Source organism: Marinobacter sp. MIT932201 (genome assembly GCF_047123295.1).
Lineage (GTDB): Bacteria > Pseudomonadota > Gammaproteobacteria > Pseudomonadales > Oleiphilaceae > Marinobacter > Marinobacter salsuginis.
This window is the reverse complement of the sequence record NZ_CP138917.1, coordinates 1,773,886-1,794,417: the sequence shown is the minus strand read 5'-3', so window position 1 is coordinate 1,794,417 and position 20,532 is coordinate 1,773,886. Positions and strand designations below refer to the sequence as shown.

Genomic DNA, 20,532 nt, shown 5'->3' with positions numbered 1-20,532 from the left:
TTGCTTAAGGGAAAAGTTGATTGCCGGGTCGAGGCCAGACGCTGACAACCCGGGCCGCAGCATGGGGCCAGTTGCGCACCAGATTTTCCACGGAGGTAACCGGACCCGTTGGTACTGCCGAAAAGACATCGTTTGTTGAGCCGACAACAGCCAGGAGCAGTATCCGATGACCGGTCGAAACGCCGGAAAAGTCCACGTTGATAGACACCGCTCTTGGCATTCGAGCAGCCAGGTCAACCGACAAACGGTTCAATGGCGTGCCGTCAGCCGCCAGCGCCACGTTCCATCCCGGAGGTGTTGGCTGCGGCGCTCCGCCGGTCAGGCTGCGGACAAAGGGCACGAGGTTTGTGCAATCGGTTCCCAGCAATGTGTTTTGAGAGGCTCCGGAACGCCATAACAGCACCACAAACGCTCCGTTTGCTGCCACCGGCCGGGTGTCTCGATGGTGCAGCAACACATCAACGGTGCTTCGCTCGCGGTATACCTGCCAGACTGAGTTCCTGACTCGCCGGGGTACCACTGTTTCCATCAGGTCAATCTCCGAACCGGGTAACGCTGGTACGGCTGCGTTTTGCCAGGGTGCCCTGTAAACACCCGGCGAGCCGTTCTCGTCAAGTGCGTTGGCCATGACGTCAGCCCACAAGGCTGCATCTATTCGTCTTGCGCCCGGGTTTGCGATGCCTCTCAAGCGGCGGTGGCGCTCAACGAGATCACCCATTTGATCACTCCACTCACCATTTGGGATGACGCTGGGGTAAATCCACCGGAAGGCGGTCTGGAACGTCCAGAGTTGGTAGCGCAGGTTTCCGTTCCAGATGTTGGTTCCCCGGAACGATGGCGTTGTCCCTACCGGTGCCTCTGGCCGTACAACGATATCCGGGCTCGCGAAAAACGGCTCCGCCGTGGCCCCGGGACGACGACGCGGATTTTGCATGGGGGTCGGGAACATGCGACGGTCATCCCTCGGGTGCACGCGCACATAGGTTCGGGCGGGCTCAGCTGCAGCGAGATTGACCTCCCAAACGCCCCGGGACTGCAAGGTGGCCCTCATCAACCGGGGTGACGTGCCCGCGCCGGACGGATCTTGCCAGATGTGAAGGTCCTGCACGACCGCTTCCGGCAGACCGTTCACGAACAGCTGCCACGGTCCGTGGGCGTTACCCGCAATTCTGGTTGCCGTCCACACCGCAGTCGAAGTTCCAACGTACACGGTATTGGGATTCGCCGGGTCAACCGTAACCGAATACGCCGGGTCGATCGGACTGGTTGCGAGAGGGGGCATGGGTGGCAGGGCCTGACCCAGGCCTGTCAGCCGACAACCGCCAGCAGCGTCATCGTAATAAAAACAGGAGTCTGCAGCAGCGGTTGGCGAAACGGCCGCCACCGCTGCAGAGGTTGGCGTAGCTGGAACCGCCGGTGTCCAGGTGTTGGTCTGGCCGGTTGTCACGAGATAGAAATCGCTGGTTCCCGGAACTGGAGCAATATCTGTGAAAAACGTAGCCTGCGGTGTTACCAGTGGCGCAGCCGGCGCCGCAACGCCCGGGCCGATCAACGCGGTTGACGTCCAACGCCCCGCATTACCGGGATCCTCGCTGTAACGGATAACCCCCTGATTAAATAAGGCCAACAGGGTGCGCTCATCGACCCATTTCACCGTGACCACCGGCCCAAAACCTGCTGGCGGTACCCCAAAGGCCATGTTGGCTGCAGTGCTCGGGGTTCGGTTGCCCGGACGGCCATCCCGCCACTGCACAAAGGTGCCAGCGGCGGTTATGGGTAATACTCTCCACGTGTTCGGGTTGCTGGTACCCAGATTGTCGGTCACCCAAACCCTGTTGGTCCCCAGCGCTACCCTTCCCAGGTTCCCTGCCGCACGTCGAACAGTATCGATACCCGAATAGAAGTTACTGGCATTGGACTCCGGATCGTTGTTGATCAGATTACACGGCGCTCGGTATCGGCCCGCCGGGTCACAGGCCCAATCCGCATTGGCAAATTGCCCCATCACGTAGTGGGACTGAACCGGGTGAAACGTTACCCCACCACCGTCGCCCTGCATCGACGTCTTCATCTCCCAGACGGTGCTTCCCACCCGGACCTGTCGGCCATTGTCCTGACAACCGAGCATCGAAAAATGGCTGGAGGTGGGATGACTGGCACTGAAGATAGATTCGATGGACGCAAGGCCCACGTTTCGGCTGCTGAAGGTATTGGTTTGGCCATCGCGCAGGGAAACGAACACGCCGCCATCGCAACCCACCCAGATTTGCCGGGATCCATCTGCATTGGTGGCTTTCCTGAGAGAATGAACGTCCGGGTGAACTGCATCGCCGATCAGACCAGGCTGTGTGGCTCCTGAGTTCGTGCCGACTGGCTGATCGGAAACGCCCGGAGACGGTACGAGGTTGTTGCCATTCACGTCGAAAGCCCAAATGGACGCGTTCCAGTTATTGACCTGAATGAGCGACCCGCCGATATAGACCCGGTCTGTCCGTACCGGCGGTGGAACCAGAGCCGTATTCCGGGTCGTAACGACGATGGCCTGATCATAGTCACGCTGCCCGGGCCAGAGATTGGCGGCGGATGGAATGTTATTCAATGGGTTGGCAATGGGCGCAGCATCACCCGGATTTGCTATTTGCCAGATATGGGGCACAGGATTCCCACCGGCGGGATTAGTGGTCACCTCACCGAGAATATACAAAGCGGTGTTGTCATCATTCACCGCCATGCTCATTCTTCCATCCAACCTTCCCGTGGCCGGGACAGTCGGTGCCGGAAGAAAGTTCTGCGTAATCCAGTTGAAGGTGTTGCCGTGATCGTCTGAGAACGCAATGCCTGAGCTTCGAAAACACACAAACAGACGATTTCCGACATAACACAAATCGGTCGGCGCACGATTGACCGGGGCCATGGCGGCCCCGTTTGCGGGCGGCGATGGCGCGGGGGCAGGCAACGGCAGGGCTGACCAGGTAAACGAGAGGTTACCGCCAACCATGGATCGAGTGCCCAGATAAAGTCCGCCGCCCTGGATGTTCCAGCCAAGATCCCGACCACCTGAAGTGGCTGCGATCACACGATCTCCGGCAGCTCCGGGTGCGGAGCCGGGAACGCGTACCATGCGTGTTATCGACACGCCCTCCAGAGCGGCAATGCCCGTCGCAGTTTCCCACGGGTCCGAACTGACCGCACCGGCGGCGGGTCCTGATGCGGCGAGAATGCCAACCCCGCGAATTGCATCAGCGCCATCAACACCCTGCATCGCGTCGAATTCACCGGTACCCACCATCACAAAATCAGCACCGGCGTTGGCACCGAAGTTCACCAGTAAACACCCACAGGCGAATGCGCTGGTGTTGCCACCGAACCGCCTGGGCTCGTTGGCCCAGCCCCCCAGGGGTTCCCAGGTAGCGCCACCGTCGCCGGTATACCAGACGCCACCTTTGGCCGTGCCTGCGTAGGCGCGTTGGCCATCAGGGCTTACGGCCAGATCACGAACCCGGCCAGACACTCGCGGCCTACCCTCAGCCTGCCCCTGACGAACCACCGAGGGCCCGATCGGCACCCACCGATTGGTATTGTTGGCGGGAAACGCCATGGGGGCGGGCCCCAGGCCAGCCGAAGAACGGGCAGACGTTCGGGCCGGAGGTTCGCCGAATGGACCAATACCCTCGCGCTCCATTAACGCCTTCATGGAGGCCGCCAACGCCTGTTTGTCGGGTGAACCCGAAATTGATGTTAAGAAGCTATCCCTCGCGACCGCGTTTTTTCGCTTCTCGGCTTTCCTCTTGCGGCGCCGTGCAAGCGCTCGTTCCTGAGCGAGAGTAGGATCAACCGGTACATCACTCATGACTGATCCTCCTCAATGATCCGAATCCAGCCCTCCTGGAATTCGTGAGGCGTTCTTGGCAGAAGTGCTGACTGCGTCGCGGCAACGATGGGGTCGTCTCGCCAGGTCAAGGGGCCGGTCCGACGGGTGAACTGTTGCTTCTCGCCCAGAAGATTGACCTTGGGTAACCGAATCTCTTCAGGATCAACAAGCACCGGACCTACCCGAACAGAGGGGATAACCCGCTTAAGGCCATCATTGATCCAGGCGTCATTAAGAGCCAATGACTTCCTCGGCAGAACGCCGGAGGTAAGGTGTACCTTGCCAGCAGGCAGCATCAACATCGTCAGCGTATGGCAGGTACCGGGCCGGACGTAGAAAAGATCCTCGTCAACCAGATAAGGATGGTCCAGTGGCTGGACATCCGGAACATGAACCTTGCCCAGCAAACCCAACTGCCCTCGCCGACGACCGCTCTCCCGAGCCAGCGCACCGATGGACTTGTCGACGAGATGGAACTGGTCGTAGTTGTCATCAATAAAATATCCGAGCAGTGAATCGTCGCTGCGCTGGAGATCGCCCAGCCGTACCGGAAACGCCTGATCCCGGAGCGCCTCGAACGCGGCCTTGCGGGTATTCGCCGTTTCAATTGAATCCACTCGCACATCGTCAAGATCGTCGGGCACATCCAATCTCAGTGTCGCCTTGACCACAGCGATGGGACGCCCCACCAGGCCGGCAATAGATGATGACCCCAAGGTACTGAAGGTATCCACTGTCCAGAGTGTGGTGTCGATTGCCCTCAGTAAACCTGCCAGAGAGCTTTCGGTAGTCGGTAGCTCCCCCTTCCGATGCTGCACATCCGTTCTGATCACCCCGGAAACAAGATTGCCCACGGGCGTTGCATCGGGCGGCAGATCGGCCATAGGCCCAGCGCCCGGGGGCAAGGGCCTCCCCGGAGCTGGCTCCCAGCGGACCGCTCCGGTCAGCTCATGATGACTGATCTGGCCCAATGGATTACCCCTCGTATCGAAAACTTCGAGAGATTCATCAATGTGGTCAGGTAATAAAAAGCCGGCAACAGGGTTAACCGCCAAGGTTGGCTCCAATTGATTCACAAAGGCTTCAGGAGCCAGCGTCGGGGCGCCCTGATAGGCCGGGTCGACCAACCGAAAAAGCCAGCGCCCGCCCCCCTGGATGCGCAGTGGCATCTTCATGGCAGAGGTATCATCTGGAATTTCCAGGGGTGTGGTGGTTTGAATGTCCGTGGTAGGCACATCAAGGACACGGCCAAATGCATCAACCAATCGAAGCGCCTTAAAGGAGATGGTTCCCCCGAACAAGGTCAAAGGATCGGCAATAACCTCCGGTCGGTCATCGGCGCCAGGCGTGGAGAAGAACCCGCCCAGATAGTTCAGACCCAGGAGTTGTTCCCTGACACCATCCAAAGAGGCCGACGCCAGATCCTGGGGTTTGATGAAATCCGCCAGGGTATTCAATGTGTTTTCCTGCGATGCCGTCAGCGTATCGCCGGTGGCGTCCCTCTCCTGCTCCGCCGCAATCCAGCGACTGATACCTGCCTGAAGAGCCGTCCCCAGGCCCCGATGCAGCGGGCTACGCCCGGTAATCTCAACCATCTGGACATCATTGGCGTCGGTTTTTCGAACCATCTCCAGTTCATCGAGCTCCCAATCAGTCAAAGAAGTCGAGCCCTCCAATTCAATCCGCCATTCCAGCCAAAGCGGCACCCAGGGCTGTCGCCAGGCGGTAACCCCCAGTGGGCTCGGGCTCAGCCCCTCAAGGTAAGAGGCAACAGCCAGCTCAGCCGTGATTTGCTTTTTCAGGGACGTCTCCCGGAAAGAGAATTGCTGCCAGGTTTCCTTTCCCGGCGCTTGCGGATCCGCAAGGCTGCCAGACAAGGTGTACGCCCCGCTGCCGTCGTAGCGACCATCTGCGGAGTAGAGCCGGAGCATCTCTCCTTCAATGCGGCTCTGATACTTCGGGCGAACCTCGTCCTTGTCGGTGGCAGCGTTGGCCAGCCAGCGGCTGCAGTAGGGATTCAGAACCAGAGCTTCACGTACGATGGTCAACACTTCGGGCGGGATTGCGCCCGATCCCAGCGTGGGCACCAGGTCTTTCGCCTTGACCACGCCTTTGATGCCTTTCACCGCCTCATTGGGGTAACGGCACCGTAAACGGCCATTATCATCGTGGAGCCCGTCATAATGATGGCGCAGGCTTGGCTTGGCACCTTTTATGGCCAGCGACGGGGGCTGGGGCATGAAAAGACGGGGTGCGGGTCGTTCAACGGTGCGCCGGTCTTTGAGCGCACCCCGAATCGCATCGGATTTGAGCTCGATTGGTGGAGCTTTGGGCGCTTGCATTTCCTCGCTGAAGACAACTTTGTCACGCCAACGAGGCAGCGGCGACACCCGTTCGGCGGTGCTCTCCTTGCTCATCCTGGCTCGCCCTTTTCGCCCGACCGAAGTTGCGTTAACCGACGCGGAGTCCTCAACGCGCAGATGATCGAGTTTGGCTGCAGGCAAGGGTTTGCCCGGACGAGAGCTGAACATGTCGTCGTGCTCTCGCTCGGCAATATCCCGCAGGCCGTCCTGAGTGCCCATACGGTCCATCAAATCGCTGGTGAAGGCAGCGGCCAGCATTTCAGCGGCACGCCTCTGGGAAACGCTATCGCCAATGGCATCTGCGCCGAGGGCGGTAACCAGATCATCCGTATCAAACCCGGCCGCGACCGACAGCGCCTCTGAGGATGGTCGCTCGTCAATGACAGGCATGTTCTCTCCGATGGGGACGCCTGAAATCATGCCGTGAAAAAGCGACATGAAGGTGGGAGATTTCTGGGCAATAAACAACTTGGAGGCTTTATCAACCGGCAGGCCCATTTCCGGAGTCATGTCGGCGTATGTGAAAGATTCAACGCGGCCTTTTGCCACAAAACTGGTTGGAGTTGCCTCAGCTGGCTGCTTCATCTCCCCTTTCGATAACAGACGTTCCAACACGGCCAGATCCGGTTCGTTGCTGGGCGGCTCGGCTTCCGGATCCAGATACCATCCAAGGTCGGCCATCACATCCAGCAAGTCTTTTTTGCTAACCACCGCCAGCGGATCTTTGTCCATGTCCGTATACCAGCCCGCAACGGTGTAGGTACCGGCATCTTTCTCAAAACCGTCTTTCGCGGTCTTTCGAAGTTCTGGCAGATCTTCCAGGGCATCATGGAAAGCGAAACGATTGGCACTGGCATGATAAGACGCGGTCCAGAGGGGCGATCCGCCTACGGTCCCGTCCAGAGGTTCATAGGTAGGCTGTTCCGAGGTACCGAAATTCGATCCGTTAAAGGAGCCCAGAGGCCGAATGCTCGCGGTTTTTGCATCGATCACCCAGCCTCTTATCATGGGCCGTTTAATCCCGACGGGGAAAAGCGCTCGCACCACAACCCAGTGGTTGGGAAGCTCTGTCATTTCCAGCTCGCCGCCTGCAGCTGATTCGCCCCCCCTCAGGAGCGCATCGGGAAGTGCCCAGTGCAGGTGAACACCATTTTCCGGCACCTGCCCTTCAGCAAAAGGCGCAGGGTCGCCAGGCCCACCGGTCACGGACACCAACGGCTCCGGGTTGGATTCTTTTGCAACATAGGCCTGAACATCGATGGGAACCAGGATGCGTTTGTTCCGCCGCAAATCCGGGTCCCAGGTATTGACGGCGGCCAGGTCAGTATCCGCTCGAACCAGCCAGGCCCATCGTTCGTCATAGACCGCTTTCGTGAGGGTCTTTTTCTTCAACAGGTGTTTGAACATAGCGCCCCCTCACAGCTTGAATGTGGCGTTAACCATGGGCTCATAAGCCACGGTCGCCCGGAACATGGCAGATATCGGTGGAACCTGAACCTCCCCAAACACCTGCCGCCATGGGAATCGAATTAACTGCAAGGCGTACTCCGCGCTATCCAGACCATCGCCCGCGCCGGTTTCATCATGCTCAGCCAGAGCCGCGGATAGCCGCCGAATATCAACAACACCGGATGACCCCACGCGAAACGGCACATCTATGTCCTCCACGTCGAGGTAGCTGAAGTCGCTCTTCCTGCGGGGAGTCAGCGTTGCTGAGCGTTGGTTACCGTTATCCTCGTGTTTGAAGCCAAACTGGACGCCCTGGCGCGGTTCCTCCAGGTGAACAACTTTGGGAACACCATCAAACAGGCAGAGCAAAACGGCGGGGGCCAACCTTTCCAGACGCAGCAGCCGGATTCGTCGGGGATCGTCCTCTTCGAACCGGGCTTCGTCGCCCTCCTCCGGGTCTACATCAAAAGCCCGAACATGCATGCCCGGCCACCCGGATACGGCGGCGGAGCGAAGCAGAAATCCGGTAATGGGACCCGTTTGCCCAGTCAGACGTGGGGCGAGCGTGCGACGACGTACGTTGCGCTCTTCGGTATCCAGTTCGGCGCGGATGGCGTTGTATTGGGCATCCAGTTGGATGCGGTCGTCACTATTCACCGTGCCAACGCTGAGCGCGCCCTGGACCAACGCATCCGTCCAACGCCGATCCATGTAAAACCAGCGAATCGATTCTTGCGGGAGTAGTTCGGAGTCCGCCACCAGATTGGCAAATGGAACCCCGTTGAGCAGCCGCAAGCTGACTAACCAGTTCCTCAGCTCCGCGGGCATCGCGGTGTTTTGGTCAATCCTGAATTCGCTGAGCGGAGCCCGTGCGGTTTTTTCCAGCTCCTGGCCGAGGTTTTCGAGGATGTCCTGGTTTTTGTTGATCATGACTCGTCCTCATCCGTGAAATCTCTGGGGCGGTCCCGCAGGATCACATCCAGATTGTCATTCAAGCCCTCTCTGATCAGGCGATCTGTGACCGGAAATGCAGGGCCGGTCAGGTGTTCGTTGATCAGTTCATTCGACAGCGTGCTGGACACCAGATCGACACGCTGCCGGTCCAGATCCGCCTCCAGGGTGTCCCGCAAATCGACTTTGCCCAGTTCACGTGTAAGCAGGTCTTCTTTGGGCACTTGGACACCCCGCAAACCCTCGAAAACTTTGTTCAGGTCGCCGACGAATAAGGCCGGCGGCAGCCCCAACCCCCGAGCAAGCACGGTGGTGGGCTGACCATTGAATTCCAGAGGCCGTCCCGGTCCGACTTGGGGCATTGGATTTCCCAGAAACTTTTCAGGGGTTCTCACAACAGCATCGGCAAAGAAACGCCCTGAAAGCCGGCCCAGATGGCGGATGTCGATTTGATCAATGCTTGCCCCGAGCACCTCCTCCCAGAGAGTTCTGTTTTTTATGAGCAGGGACTTCAGTCGGGCAGCGTGATAGTCGTTTTGTCGCCACCGCATCAACGAAGCGATGATGGACGGTTGAGACAGTGTGAGAAGACGGCCCGTTTCAAAGGCAGTGGCCAGTGACAGATCTTCCCGGCCATCCGGTATAACCACTCGGAGCTGATCTGAACTATGTGCCAGTTTCAGTCGATCAGCACTGGAATTTCGGGTGGGATGCGGCACCAGCGGTCCTCTGTACCAGGACCGTACCTTGTCACCCTCACGGGTTTGGTGGCCCAGACCGACATGCCCACTTTCGGCAACCTCCAGAGGCAGGCGGCCACTCACGGATTTCTGACCTGGCCCAACATCGCCAAGCAGACGGGAGTCCAGGTTTTCCATCAATGATCGGAAGGTGGTGTCGCCGGTCGTGGTGAAACTCCAGTGCAGTAAAACCGGGAACCGATATTCGGGGTCCAAAGGCAGGGCCTCGAAGGTTTGAATCACCCGAAAGGGCTCGGCCATATTGAGAGCAATGTCTGCCGAAGTGGAGCCTTTGGACTTTTTGATGGCCCAGGTACCGGAGCCGGAATATGGGACCGCGCCGGCCGTTGCCGCAGCGCCGGACTTGAATTGTGTCGACCGGGAGCCTTTGACGCCCGGCGCCAGAGGCACCGGCTGAGTCAGATTCTGAAGGTCACCGGCATTGATTCCCGCGGCCCGTGGAGCCAGAGCCGTGCCCATCACCTGATGGTCGTCGTAACTGGCCATACTCTGGTGAACGGTACTCTTGACCATGAAAGGTGTAACGAACGACGGCACCGGATCCGGGGACCGGTCCAACAGCACATCGTATTGGCCCTCAAGATTCACCAGGCAGGCCAGATACTTCACCGGGGCATCATTGCCGTCTTCGTCCTTACCCGGCACAGGCAGTCGGTTGCTGATGACAACGGCAAGAAACCCGTCATCATCACCCATCATCAGTTCGGTATCGTGGATGTCTACTTCCCGGGCATGAGCCAGCAGGTCCACGTCGTTTTTGGTGGGAAAAACCTTATCGATGATTGATTTTCTGATGGCCAGACAGTTGCCCTTGGCGACTTCTTTTAATCCGTCGAGTTCAACGCCCTCGGTTACGCAATTCGCGACATCAACGCCGGTTTCCAGCCTGGCTTCCCCTTCGGCGATGAGCACAAGTGCCAACCAGGGTGTATTGGCGGGTGCACCGTCAAGGCGGCGCTCCCATGGCAGAGTCCGCCTTTTGATGACCACCTGTGGCAGGCGGCTGCCATAGCTACCAAAAGAATTGGCCGGTGGATAGGTCGACAGAATCTGATCAGGCGGCAGAATGTAGCGCGGCGACCGAATCCTGAGGTGGATATTCTCCTCGTCCACCTTCAGCGCACCGGCATCCAGACTTGCCTCCGGCGTTTGCGCTGAGAATTTCTGGTTGGCCCTTATTCGCCACAGTCCGGCCTCCAGAGGCGGATTCAGCTTGGCATAGAGCTTGAATTTTCCTTCACCAACAGGCATCGCTTGCTTCCTTCTTGCTATCCTCTTTCGCCGGTCCCTGCGTGGATCTGCACGGCGTTACTCGTCCTGTGCCGGCACCCATTCGATCTCACAGTTGCTGCCGCCAACGGCACGCAGCCTTGAAACCGTTGCGGGCAATCCCTTTTCCGCAATCAATTCGGCCATCGCCTCAGCCGACGCGACCGCCCCAACCATTCCCGCAATTTCACGGGCGCCGCCCTGCAGGGCCCGAACGGAAACACCGGAATGACCGGCAAGGGCATTGATTTCAAAGAGCAGCACCGAGCGCGCCCCTGCCTGAACAACCACCGGCTGAACCGGCTGGCTGAGGTGCCGTGCACCGTGCAGCTCTATTTCCACATCACTGGCAGACCGACCCTCACCGGCTTTCAGAATCACACCAACACAGGTAACTGTGTTTGCGAACCGCGTGGACACGGCAGCCGCACCACGCACCACATTCTGGGCCAGATGCCATCCCACGGAGGCTTTTCCGGCTGTGCCGTTCAGCGACAGAACGCATCCGGCCCCGAGCGCTGATCGACCGGTCAGGCGAACCAGTCTGGACTGGTCATGCCAGCCCACAATTCTCAGACCGGTGGGGCGACCATCGCCTCCACCACTGGCCTGCACGGCAATTGTCGCAGTGTGTTTCGGAACGGCGATCTGACGATCCTGAACCTGCTCATCGGCAGCCACGGCACCGTTGCCCAATAACATGACCACTCGTGCCGCGCCGGTGATCTTGAGTTCAGGCCGGGTATCCTCCCCATCAATTGCGGCATCCGGAGATCGCATGGTGACGATATCGCCGGGGCGCAGTTTGCTACCTGGCGCCTGTGGAACCGGTCCAGCGTCTTTCCCGAGGCCCTTCACATAGGCGGCCCCCGCACCCGAGCCAACCCGGCCGCCGAGATATGTCTGGCTGGCGCTGGTAACGCTGGTGCGAGGTACAGAGCCGCGAACAACGACCGTCAGATCGTTGAAGCTGGACGGAGCATGGGTTGTGTTCAGTTTGATCGGCAAACTGCGGCCCAGTCGGCCGCGAACAGATTCCGTGGACGGTGCCGGGCGGCGCTTGATGCGTTTGTCCGCAACGGTTGTGGTCGCATCCCGCAGGGCCACGCCTGCCCCGCTGCTCATGAATCCGGTCACGAACGGCTTCGTTGGTTTGATGACCCGGGGGCTCTCATCCAGAGACATGAAGGCGGTCGAACCGTTGCTGGCATTCGAGGCCTCCAGGCCATCCATCAGTGTGCCAAACATGGGTGGCGCGGTGCGGGAGTTCTCGTAGATAGCCTGCGCTTTGGCGCTGCGCTGCCCTGTGGCCAGAAGCCCCTCGGGTAACGCGCCGGTGCCGTCCGCAAACAGATACTTCCGGGCTTCAACAAAGGCTTCCTCAATGCTCGCGCTCTCGGCAACAACTCCCAATGCGGTGGCCCGGTTCAGGTTGTCGGCCCGCAACGTACCGGCGGCAGACAACGGCAGTGGTCGCCGGCCTGCTTCAACCCGGTAGTAATCGATTTCCGGGCCGGTTTGCGAACTCATGTCCGCCTCGGCAACCATCTTTAACCGGCTGCCGGCGAAAATAACGTCGCCTTTCGGAATGGGACTGGAAGGTTGCTCGGGATCTTCTGGCGGCCCCCAAACACCGATCGGGAAGGCTTCCAGGCCATAGGTAGGGCCTTCCTCGGCAGTCTTTTCGTCCTTCATGCCCTCCACCAGGGGGCGCAGGTCCGAGGTGCGGTCCGTCCAGGTGTTTCCAACCCTGCGCTCAAGGCGAATTTCCAACTCGCCCTTCAACCCGGCGGCGTTCATGGGGCTCAACCCCATCGCTACCGCGGCGCCACTCGGCAATTTGGGCGTAATGTCCTTGTCGATGGCCGGGTTGTTGAAGTCAAACCGGGTGACCGGGCCGGTTGCGACAACCGATACTTCGAACTCCGCGAAGACTTCGAAGGGCCGCTCATAACTACCGTCACTGGAGGGTGCCGAGGTTTCACCCTCCGTGGAAGCGGGCAAAGCCCCCTTACCCGCTGCCCCCGAGAGCGTCCGCGCCCGGCCGGGCGAGGTTTCTTCCAGATACTTGGGTACGAACTCATCCCAACCCACGAATATGCCGCGAATCTCGCGGGAACTGCCGAACTTCACCTTGATGTCGCAAGGACCTACTTCGATGGTCGCCTTGCCCCGGAAATCAGGCCCCTCGACCTCAATACGTGCACCAAGGCTGATGCTGATTCGAATGGTGCCCAGGAAGGTTTTTATCTTCACACCGGCGGAAATGCGGGCGTAGGCGTCCGCCATGAAGTAAAACGGATCGAAATAGACAATGGCATTCGCACCAAAGGCAATGCGGGCCCAGGCGAAGCCAAAGTCGGCACTGACCTCTACTTCAACCCCTGCCATCAAGGCTTCCGATGTGAGGGCAAAGTAAGAACCACCCTTGATCACAATGGCGTTGGACACCCGCCATTGCAGGCCTAACCTGGCGACAATCGGATACCCGTCACGCTGAAAGCTGGGATGATAGCCGCCCAATGTCAGAACGAACTGGCCGGCATTGGGGCCGAGCCACCAGGTAGCAAAAGCGAAGCCCCCTGTAAGGCGGACCTCGGGGTACAGCAGCCAGCTATTGTCGGTAAGCTGCGCCTGAATCAGGAACAGCCCCTCCGAGGACGAGAACCGGGCAAGCAGCCCCAACTCAATGGATACCAGTGCGGCCTGGGGCCTGGGCAAAGCCATTCGAGCCAGGCCAAATAGATTGAGTTCCAACCCGTTGCCGACGGAAACCGACAACACGGCGACACCATCCACCAGAGAAAAGCTGGTAAAACTGATGCCGGCGGCAAACCAGAAGTTACCCGGCTCCGGAGGGAAGTACTCGGCAAGCTTTCGCAACTCCTCCAATGGATCGGAGGAGACGCTTGCCGCGGGATCCAGAGCCTTGATGAAGGGGTATTCGCCAAACTTTGACAGATCATCCGGAACGCGTAGCCCCCGCTTGATGCCGAGACCGCCCCCAATGCCGGTCAGGAAGAAAGCGGGAGGGCCACCAATGGGGCCTTGAATGGCACCAAACACAAAGAACGAGGGCAGCCCTTTGTCGTCGCTGTATCCGCCGAACAGGGAGAGTCCATACACCCCGAAACGACCCATCAGCATTCCGACGTAGCCGATCTGTCCGTCCAGGTCTGTTTTCAGAAGACCACCGGCGATAGACAGACCACTGAAGTCCCCGGAAACACCCAGGCCCTTCAGATCGACCGCCCAGTTGGTCAACTCGAAGACGTCCCCGCCGAGCCAGTGCAGGCCAAGCTCCTCAACCGATGCCGTTAGCCCGAACAGTGAGACGCGCGCATCGAACAGCAGCGAAATCCCGGTAACGGAACCATCAACTTCGGTGACATCAAAACCAAATTGCTCCAGGTAAAGCGGGCCCAATTGTCTCTGGATCGCCAGCCACCAGGGGCCCGGTGGATCCCCTGCCCTTAATGAAATGCCGAGATCGCCCCCCGGGTTCTTCTGAATCGCCAACGCCGGGCTGAAGGCAGGACGGGCCGAGGGCGACGCATCATTTCCGGCGTCGCTCATGATGTTGTTGGCAACCGCATTGTCGCCGCCGGCCGCCGAGGGCACGATGGCCAGCCCATCAAGCTGAACCTGAACGCCGCCGCCTAACCCTGCCGGCACCGCCTCGCCGTATAAATGAACGCCGATGGCGTCGATACTCATAATACCCAGGTTCAGCAAAGGCCCTGCGTTTTTGCCAACGCGAACGCCCAGACCAGCGATGGAGAACCCCGCATTCAGTTGAAAATCGCTTCCGACCTTTTCAACGAGCAAGATCGACAAACCCGGTGCGATTCCGGGCGACGTCACCCAGTTGGCAACCACTTCGAGATCCACCGTCGGGTCGCTACCACCGAGCGAAATACGCTCGCCCGGGGGCAAAGACACGAAGATGCCTGCAAGATCGCCGTTGCGGGTGAAGCCGACATCCACTTTGCCATCAATGGTAATTTTCAGGTTGTGGTCGGCCAGGTTGAAGCCGAGCTGGAACAGACGCTTCAACAACGCTTCCGGGTCGACGATGTCGTCAAACAGGGTGGGATCCAGGGTTGGTGTGCCACCGGTGAACAGAACATCCTGCAGTGCATCAACCGCATCCGTTCCCAATGTACCAAGTGCTTCCAACGTGACACCTGCGGCCATGGAAACAGCCTGGGACAGGAGCGCCAGGGCCACAGCTGCGGGCTCGTTGTCTTCTGTTTCACCGGACGGTGACTCTTCAACAACAACCACCCGCGGCGGCGTCTGATTCAACGCCCACCGGAACTGAACGGACTGGTCGCCCGTGCCATCAGTGACGAGACCAAGGGCGGCCATTCGGGAGAAACCGGTGCCGGACACGCCGGCTTCAATTTTCGCTACAGGGCGAAGAATCAAACCATTGCCAACGTCGAATCCGCTTGCCACATAGGAAACAGCAACGGCGACGCCGCTCGCGCTGAGTCGCACCCGGTCGAATCCGACCGTTCCGACATCCGCTATCGAAAGAGCCGCGGCCAGTTCAATGGCAGGGCCCGTGGGGCTGGCATCCAGAGTGATCTCCACAGGATCCGTGCTACCCAGTGACAGTCGACAGATTCCCGTCGCAGGCGTCGATGTCGAAACGACAGTACCCGCAGGGTCGAGAGCATTGGCCAACTGCGAAATTGCGGTAACAACCAGATTGGGCAGGCGGGATAAAAGTACCCCGGCGGGGTCTGCGGCAAAGGTCTGAATTCTGGCGTCGGCAAACTGATTGGATTCCAGAAGATCCAATGCGCTACCCAACTCAAACACTGCCGTAGCCACATTTTTTTGCAGCGACGGCGTCGGGTTGGCCCTTTCGGCAATCAATGCGTTAAGCGCGACCGGGATGGCCATACCTGCTCCAGTCGCCAGAAGTGATCCCAGGCCCGGTCCCGAAGGGTAAATCTGCATGGGCGCTGCAGGGGCAGCCCGCAAGAGGTCGATGCGAATGTCTGGCGATAGGGAGATAGCAACGCCCTTCCCATCAAAGGTCGCCGAACTGGAAACGAGGGTGCTAATCGAGCCGTTGGTGGCTATGGACAGGCCGCCGCCCAGGCTGATGATGACCGGAGTCGCGCCCAATGAATGACTTGTTTCGATGGCGACGGCTACATTCAGTCGTTCTGAGGCCACCCCGTAGGTTACGGACACCTCATTACTGAAATCGAATCCGCCTCCGGTGAAGCCGGGTATCAACAACTGGCCGAGCGCATCGAACGCCTGAATCGCCTGGCCAAACGGGTCGGCCTTCCAGGGTGCAGCGCCTGTCTTCAGCCAACCCACCGGGTCCATAAACAACGCCCAGGGCAGCAACACCCTACGTGAGGGCAGTTCAGAAGGCGGCGCCAGCAAATCCAGGCCATCCATTATCACCTCAATGGCGACCCTCGCATCGTCAGAAGCGGTTTCGCGGAGGTGATCAACCAATCCCGCCAGAAGCGTTGACGGGATGAACCCCGCTCCCAGTTTCGCCAGGGCGGCCTGCTCGGAAGTGCTTAGCGATGACAGAAGATTGATTGACGTCGCGGACAATGAACCAGGAGTTTGCCAGGCAATAGTCAGGGCGGGTGAAACTCCACCCGTTGCTGCACTGGCTACAAGCCGAAGACCACCCACATCCGGCTCGATTGCGCCGATGGAGCCGGAGATGGAGGCCGAGGATGCCGAAGCAAATAGCGTCAGGCCCAGTGGAACAAGGTCTGCCGCCACATGGTTTACGTCCAGAGCAAAGGCGCGGGAGTTCAGATCGACGGCAATGGTTGCCGCATCGAGTGCCCAGGATATCTCGGCGCCTGCGCCACCAAATCCGCCAAGCGCCCTTAGTGCGCCGGCAAGGCTGGCCAGAGATGCATCTACCGCCGCGTTGATTGCGGCACTGGTATCCAGAATAAGCTGATCAAAACCTTCCGGATCATAACCACCTCCGGCAACCAGCCCGATGTCGGCAAGCAGTTGGCTGAGATCCGGAGATGCCGCAGCCAAGCGCCCCACAACTTCGGCCAGAATCAAATGAACCTCAGACGTGGGCAAGCTCGGCGAGGCTACACCAGCCCCGCTTTCAATCACCCACTGGTCCCGCCGCACCCCGAAGCAGTTGGCCTCGTGCAGAACTATCCGGGCGCCAGATACCCGCGTGCTACCGGCCAAGGGCAGGTACAACCGGGCAGATACCCAGCGCACCTCAATGTCGTTCTGGCCGGCGCCCGGGCCACCAACAAGCCAACCATCCTGAACGCCGAAATGCAGATCCACGATGACCTGCCTATCTGTTTGCACCTCAAAGCCATCGCCACCGGGGCCTCGATCGCAGGTCGCCAGTTCCAGGATGGCCCCCGCCCCGAGGAAGACGCCGCCGAGATTGGCATCAATAACTGGCAGATCCACACCGGCGTGCAGTTTGGTTGGTGGCGTTGCCGGAGGCTCATAGGTTTCGTGGCGGTAGGCAATGGCACCGGCAACGGTTGCAGCAAGACCGGCTTCCAGGGCTTCGGCGTCAAGGGCGCCGAATACCGCGTCTACCGGAAGGCCGGACCGGATCGCTTGCTGGTCCGCCCGCAAAAGCTCATCAAGGCTGTCGGGTGTTAAACCGGCGGCCCGGGACGCCCGCTCAAGAACATAGCCAAACTGCAAGAGGGCGTTGGATTCTCCGGCAATCTCCTCTTCGTTAATCGTCTCGGGCTCTGGTCGCTGGAGCTGCAAGAGGAGCCGCAACGCGTCGCCGCTCAACCCCGACAACAAGCCATTCAGGGAAACCGGCGCCCAGGGCGCGCCTACCGTTACCACCCGATCAATCGAAGTGATCGTACTTGCCGCCTTGATGGCAGCCGCCCCGGCGGAACCGAAGGCAACAACCGTTATGGGCGTGGCCCGATCCTGCAACACCTCGATCAGGCGCTGGCATTGCTCGTCTATGGCACCACGATCAGGTCTCGCTGCCGCGGCTGTTGTTGGATTCGGCAGGCAGATGGACCAGTGTCCGTTGGCGGACGCCGGAACGCCGGGCCCGCTGACCTCTCCCCGAACATCCAGGCTGTCGCTCCCGAAACAGGTACTCCAGAGGTCCTCACAGCCCACGTAAACCACCGCATCCGGTGCGCTTCCGAAAGCTTCCTGGGGCAACAGGTTAATGGCACCGAATGCCACAAGCTCGCGATAGCTCAAGCCTTCAATGTCGATGCCATTCACACCGGTTGGCAGCGACGCTGGGCGGCCGATCAGGCCGTCGGTGCCCGTGAAGCGATCGATTAACGCCTGAAAGCCCTCGTCCAGCCGGTTCCGGCCCGTCATCAGATCGGCGAGGTCCGGAAGCTCGGTACCTGCCGCCCGAATCGCTTCTGCAATGGAGGCCAACTCCGTCGGCTCACTGGAATCGAAATTGCCGGCTGGAGGTTGATACCGCCCGCGGTGGATGTCGCATCCAGGGTCCAGCCACACCGCAACGCCCGGCGCCCCGGGGGCAGCGGCTATAGCGGCTCGATAGGGCGTGCGTTCATTACCATTGCCCAGCGGTGCCCACTGCCGGAAGCCACTGAACAGGTATGAGAGCGGACTCATCGCCACCCGAACATTGCTGCAATTCAGTACCAGATCACCCATCCAGGATTTCAGAGCGGCTTCCGGGTCGCTCAAAAGCTGCTCAATGGATAGGCGGGCCCCCTCGCCGTTCCAGCCAATCAGGTCAGTAAGCGCGGTGATAATCGGCGAGCCCAGGCGCCGAAGCAACGCGGCAACGGCGTTTTCGATGGCCCCCCAATCCGGGCTGAAGCGAACCGTGCCATCGCTACTGAACTCTGGCAGCGGCAACGGAACTTCGATGGTTGAACTGTCGGATGCATCGACCGCCTCAACTTCGACTGACAGGTCTGGCGCATCCACACGCACGGCAAAGCCCGTTGAAGCCCCCCAAACCACCGAGGCACCAATCGACCGGGCCGAGACATCAACCTGCCCCATATCCATCCTGAGATCAGACCCATTGGCTTCCCGAAGCCGGGTACCCGCGTTTATTCGGCTCAGGAACTCCGCGTTCGGCGCCGCAAAATTCAGCCGCAACAGCCTTGCACTGACAAAAACGTCTGATCGCTTGTCGTCCAGTACAGTGTTTTCGAGGCGAGCTTCCAAATCAAAATTGACCCAGTCACCGTCGATCGAAACCTCAAGCGCTACAGGGTCCAGATCAATACTCCAGGGATCCGCTGCCGTGCCAGTGCCGGAAACACTGGTTGAGTTACCGGTGATGAGTTCCTGGGTTGAGGTTAAAACAACCGCCATGGCTGCCGGCGAGGCAGAGAGTGAATTCCAGTAGGCGGCCGTTTTGCCTAGTGGGTCGGTCAGGAGTTCGATCGCTGAAGGGCCGGAGATGCCGGTGGGCGGATCAAGCCCCAGCAGTTGGGAACAGATTTCGCCGGGGCGACCGAGAGTGGCCAAGGCCGAAACCAGCGCGCCGTCCACCAGGCTCTCGGCGGCGTCCAGCGCAGCATCGGGAGACGACAGATCCAATAACTCATGATTGGTGCCGCCGAGCGTAACGTTATGAGCGGTCAATGCAAAAGCCGGTTTGCCCGCGGCCAGAGTAATACCGGTTTTGATTGACCCAATTGCTGGATCGCCCGCAAGCAGCGGCGACCCCATGCCCGCTGCCTGCCCGAACACCGCAAGAAGCGACAAATTCGGCACGGCTTTGATACTGCCATCCAGGGTTGCCAGGGTCAGCAGGTCCGCCTGCGCCTTCACTTCCGCGCCGGCCTGAGGTCTGAGCGAACCCTCCAGCCAGGGCGTGATGATCAATCCCCCGGCAGCTGACGACGCCACACGCAAACCAACTGCTCCGGCCAATGATCCGTCGCTGAACTCAATGGCGCTTTGGCCAGAATTGACGGTTCCGCCCAGCAGCGCGGCCCACTGGCCGAGCCAGGCATTGCGAGCAGGCGCGGAAGAAAGGATGGATTCAATCCAGCCGGTCACCGCAGACACGCCATTTGAAATCAGGGACTCCAGCGGAAATGGCGGAATATTCGGAACAGACCGTAAACCCGCCAAACCAGTGAGCGCCGCAAAAGGTGCGGTTGCCGGATTGGTGGTGTCGAGCGCCTCGGCCTGGGCCTGAATCAGGCCCGTCATGAATTCCAGAAAGTCGGAGCCCAGCTCGTTAATGTTATCCACGGTGAGCTCAAAATCCCTGGGTGCATTGGTTCCAGGAAGCTGAAGCCGCTCAAACCCGAGACTGAATTCCAGATCATCAGAGGGGCTGGTTGGAACGTCCACGCCCACGGCTACGGCGCCAATATAGAGGTCCCCCGGCGCAGGAGCATCGTTGGAAATGATGACTCGGATCGCCAGTTCGATGTGCGCGTCGTCCCGGCCCAACACCAGCCAATCGGGTTGCGCCCCGGAAATATCCAGCGCTCCCGCGCCCTCACGTTCGAACTGGAACACCGGAACATGGGCGCTCACAGAGATTGCAGGCAACGAACTACCGCTGTCGTATTCAATGCCAAACCCGACTCTGGCACCGTTGTCGGCCTCATCAACCACTACGAAAATGGTTGCACCGGAGTCCCTGAAAAGCGGGACCCAGACAGCACTCCCTTGCTCTTCCCTGTCTGGCGCTCCCAGCACGTCGTCGACAAACGCAATCAATGCCTCTCGCTGCTCATCGAGGTACATCATCGAGCTGAGACCGCGCTTGCTGCCGTTGGGATTGCCCAGTGGGTCCTGGAACCAATCACCCTGTAGTTCGCCATCGCGGGTCAGGCCAACGGCTTCCGCCAGAGCGCCAAATACGTCGAGATTCTGATCAGCACCCATG

The 20,532-nt window shown here is 59.7% G+C and carries 5 protein-coding genes; all 5 read right to left on the bottom strand.

The window, feature by feature from the left end:
• Positions 1–4 precede the first annotated feature (4 nt).
• From SIC15_RS08080 to SIC15_RS08060, 5 genes are read right to left on the bottom strand one after another with little or no spacing between them, the layout of a single operon-like run.
• Positions 5–3,850, bottom strand: coding sequence for a hypothetical protein (locus SIC15_RS08080; RefSeq protein ID WP_412537410.1), 3,846 nt, complete (start codon positions 3,848–3,850; stop codon positions 5–7).
• A complete protein-coding gene (locus SIC15_RS08075; protein WP_412537409.1) occupies positions 3,847–7,641 on the bottom strand; it encodes a hypothetical protein in 3,795 nt (1,264 codons plus the stop codon). The genes SIC15_RS08080 and SIC15_RS08075 overlap by 4 nt, the downstream gene beginning before the upstream one ends.
• Before the next feature lie 9 nt (positions 7,642–7,650).
• The gene (locus SIC15_RS08070; protein WP_039881919.1) at positions 7,651–8,613 is read right to left on the bottom strand and encodes a hypothetical protein; all 963 of its coding nucleotides are present in this window, start codon (positions 8,611–8,613) and stop codon (positions 7,651–7,653) included.
• Positions 8,610–10,646 carry a hypothetical protein gene (locus SIC15_RS08065; RefSeq protein WP_412537408.1) on the bottom strand — a complete coding sequence of 679 codons (2,037 nt, stop codon included), beginning with the start codon at positions 10,644–10,646 and terminating at the stop codon, positions 8,610–8,612. The genes SIC15_RS08070 and SIC15_RS08065 overlap by 4 nt, the downstream gene beginning before the upstream one ends.
• A gap of 57 nt (positions 10,647–10,703) precedes the next feature.
• Positions 10,704–20,531, bottom strand: coding sequence for a DUF6603 domain-containing protein (locus tag SIC15_RS08060; RefSeq protein ID WP_412537407.1), 9,828 nt, complete (start codon positions 20,529–20,531; stop codon positions 10,704–10,706).
• Position 20,532: the final 1 nt, after the last annotated feature.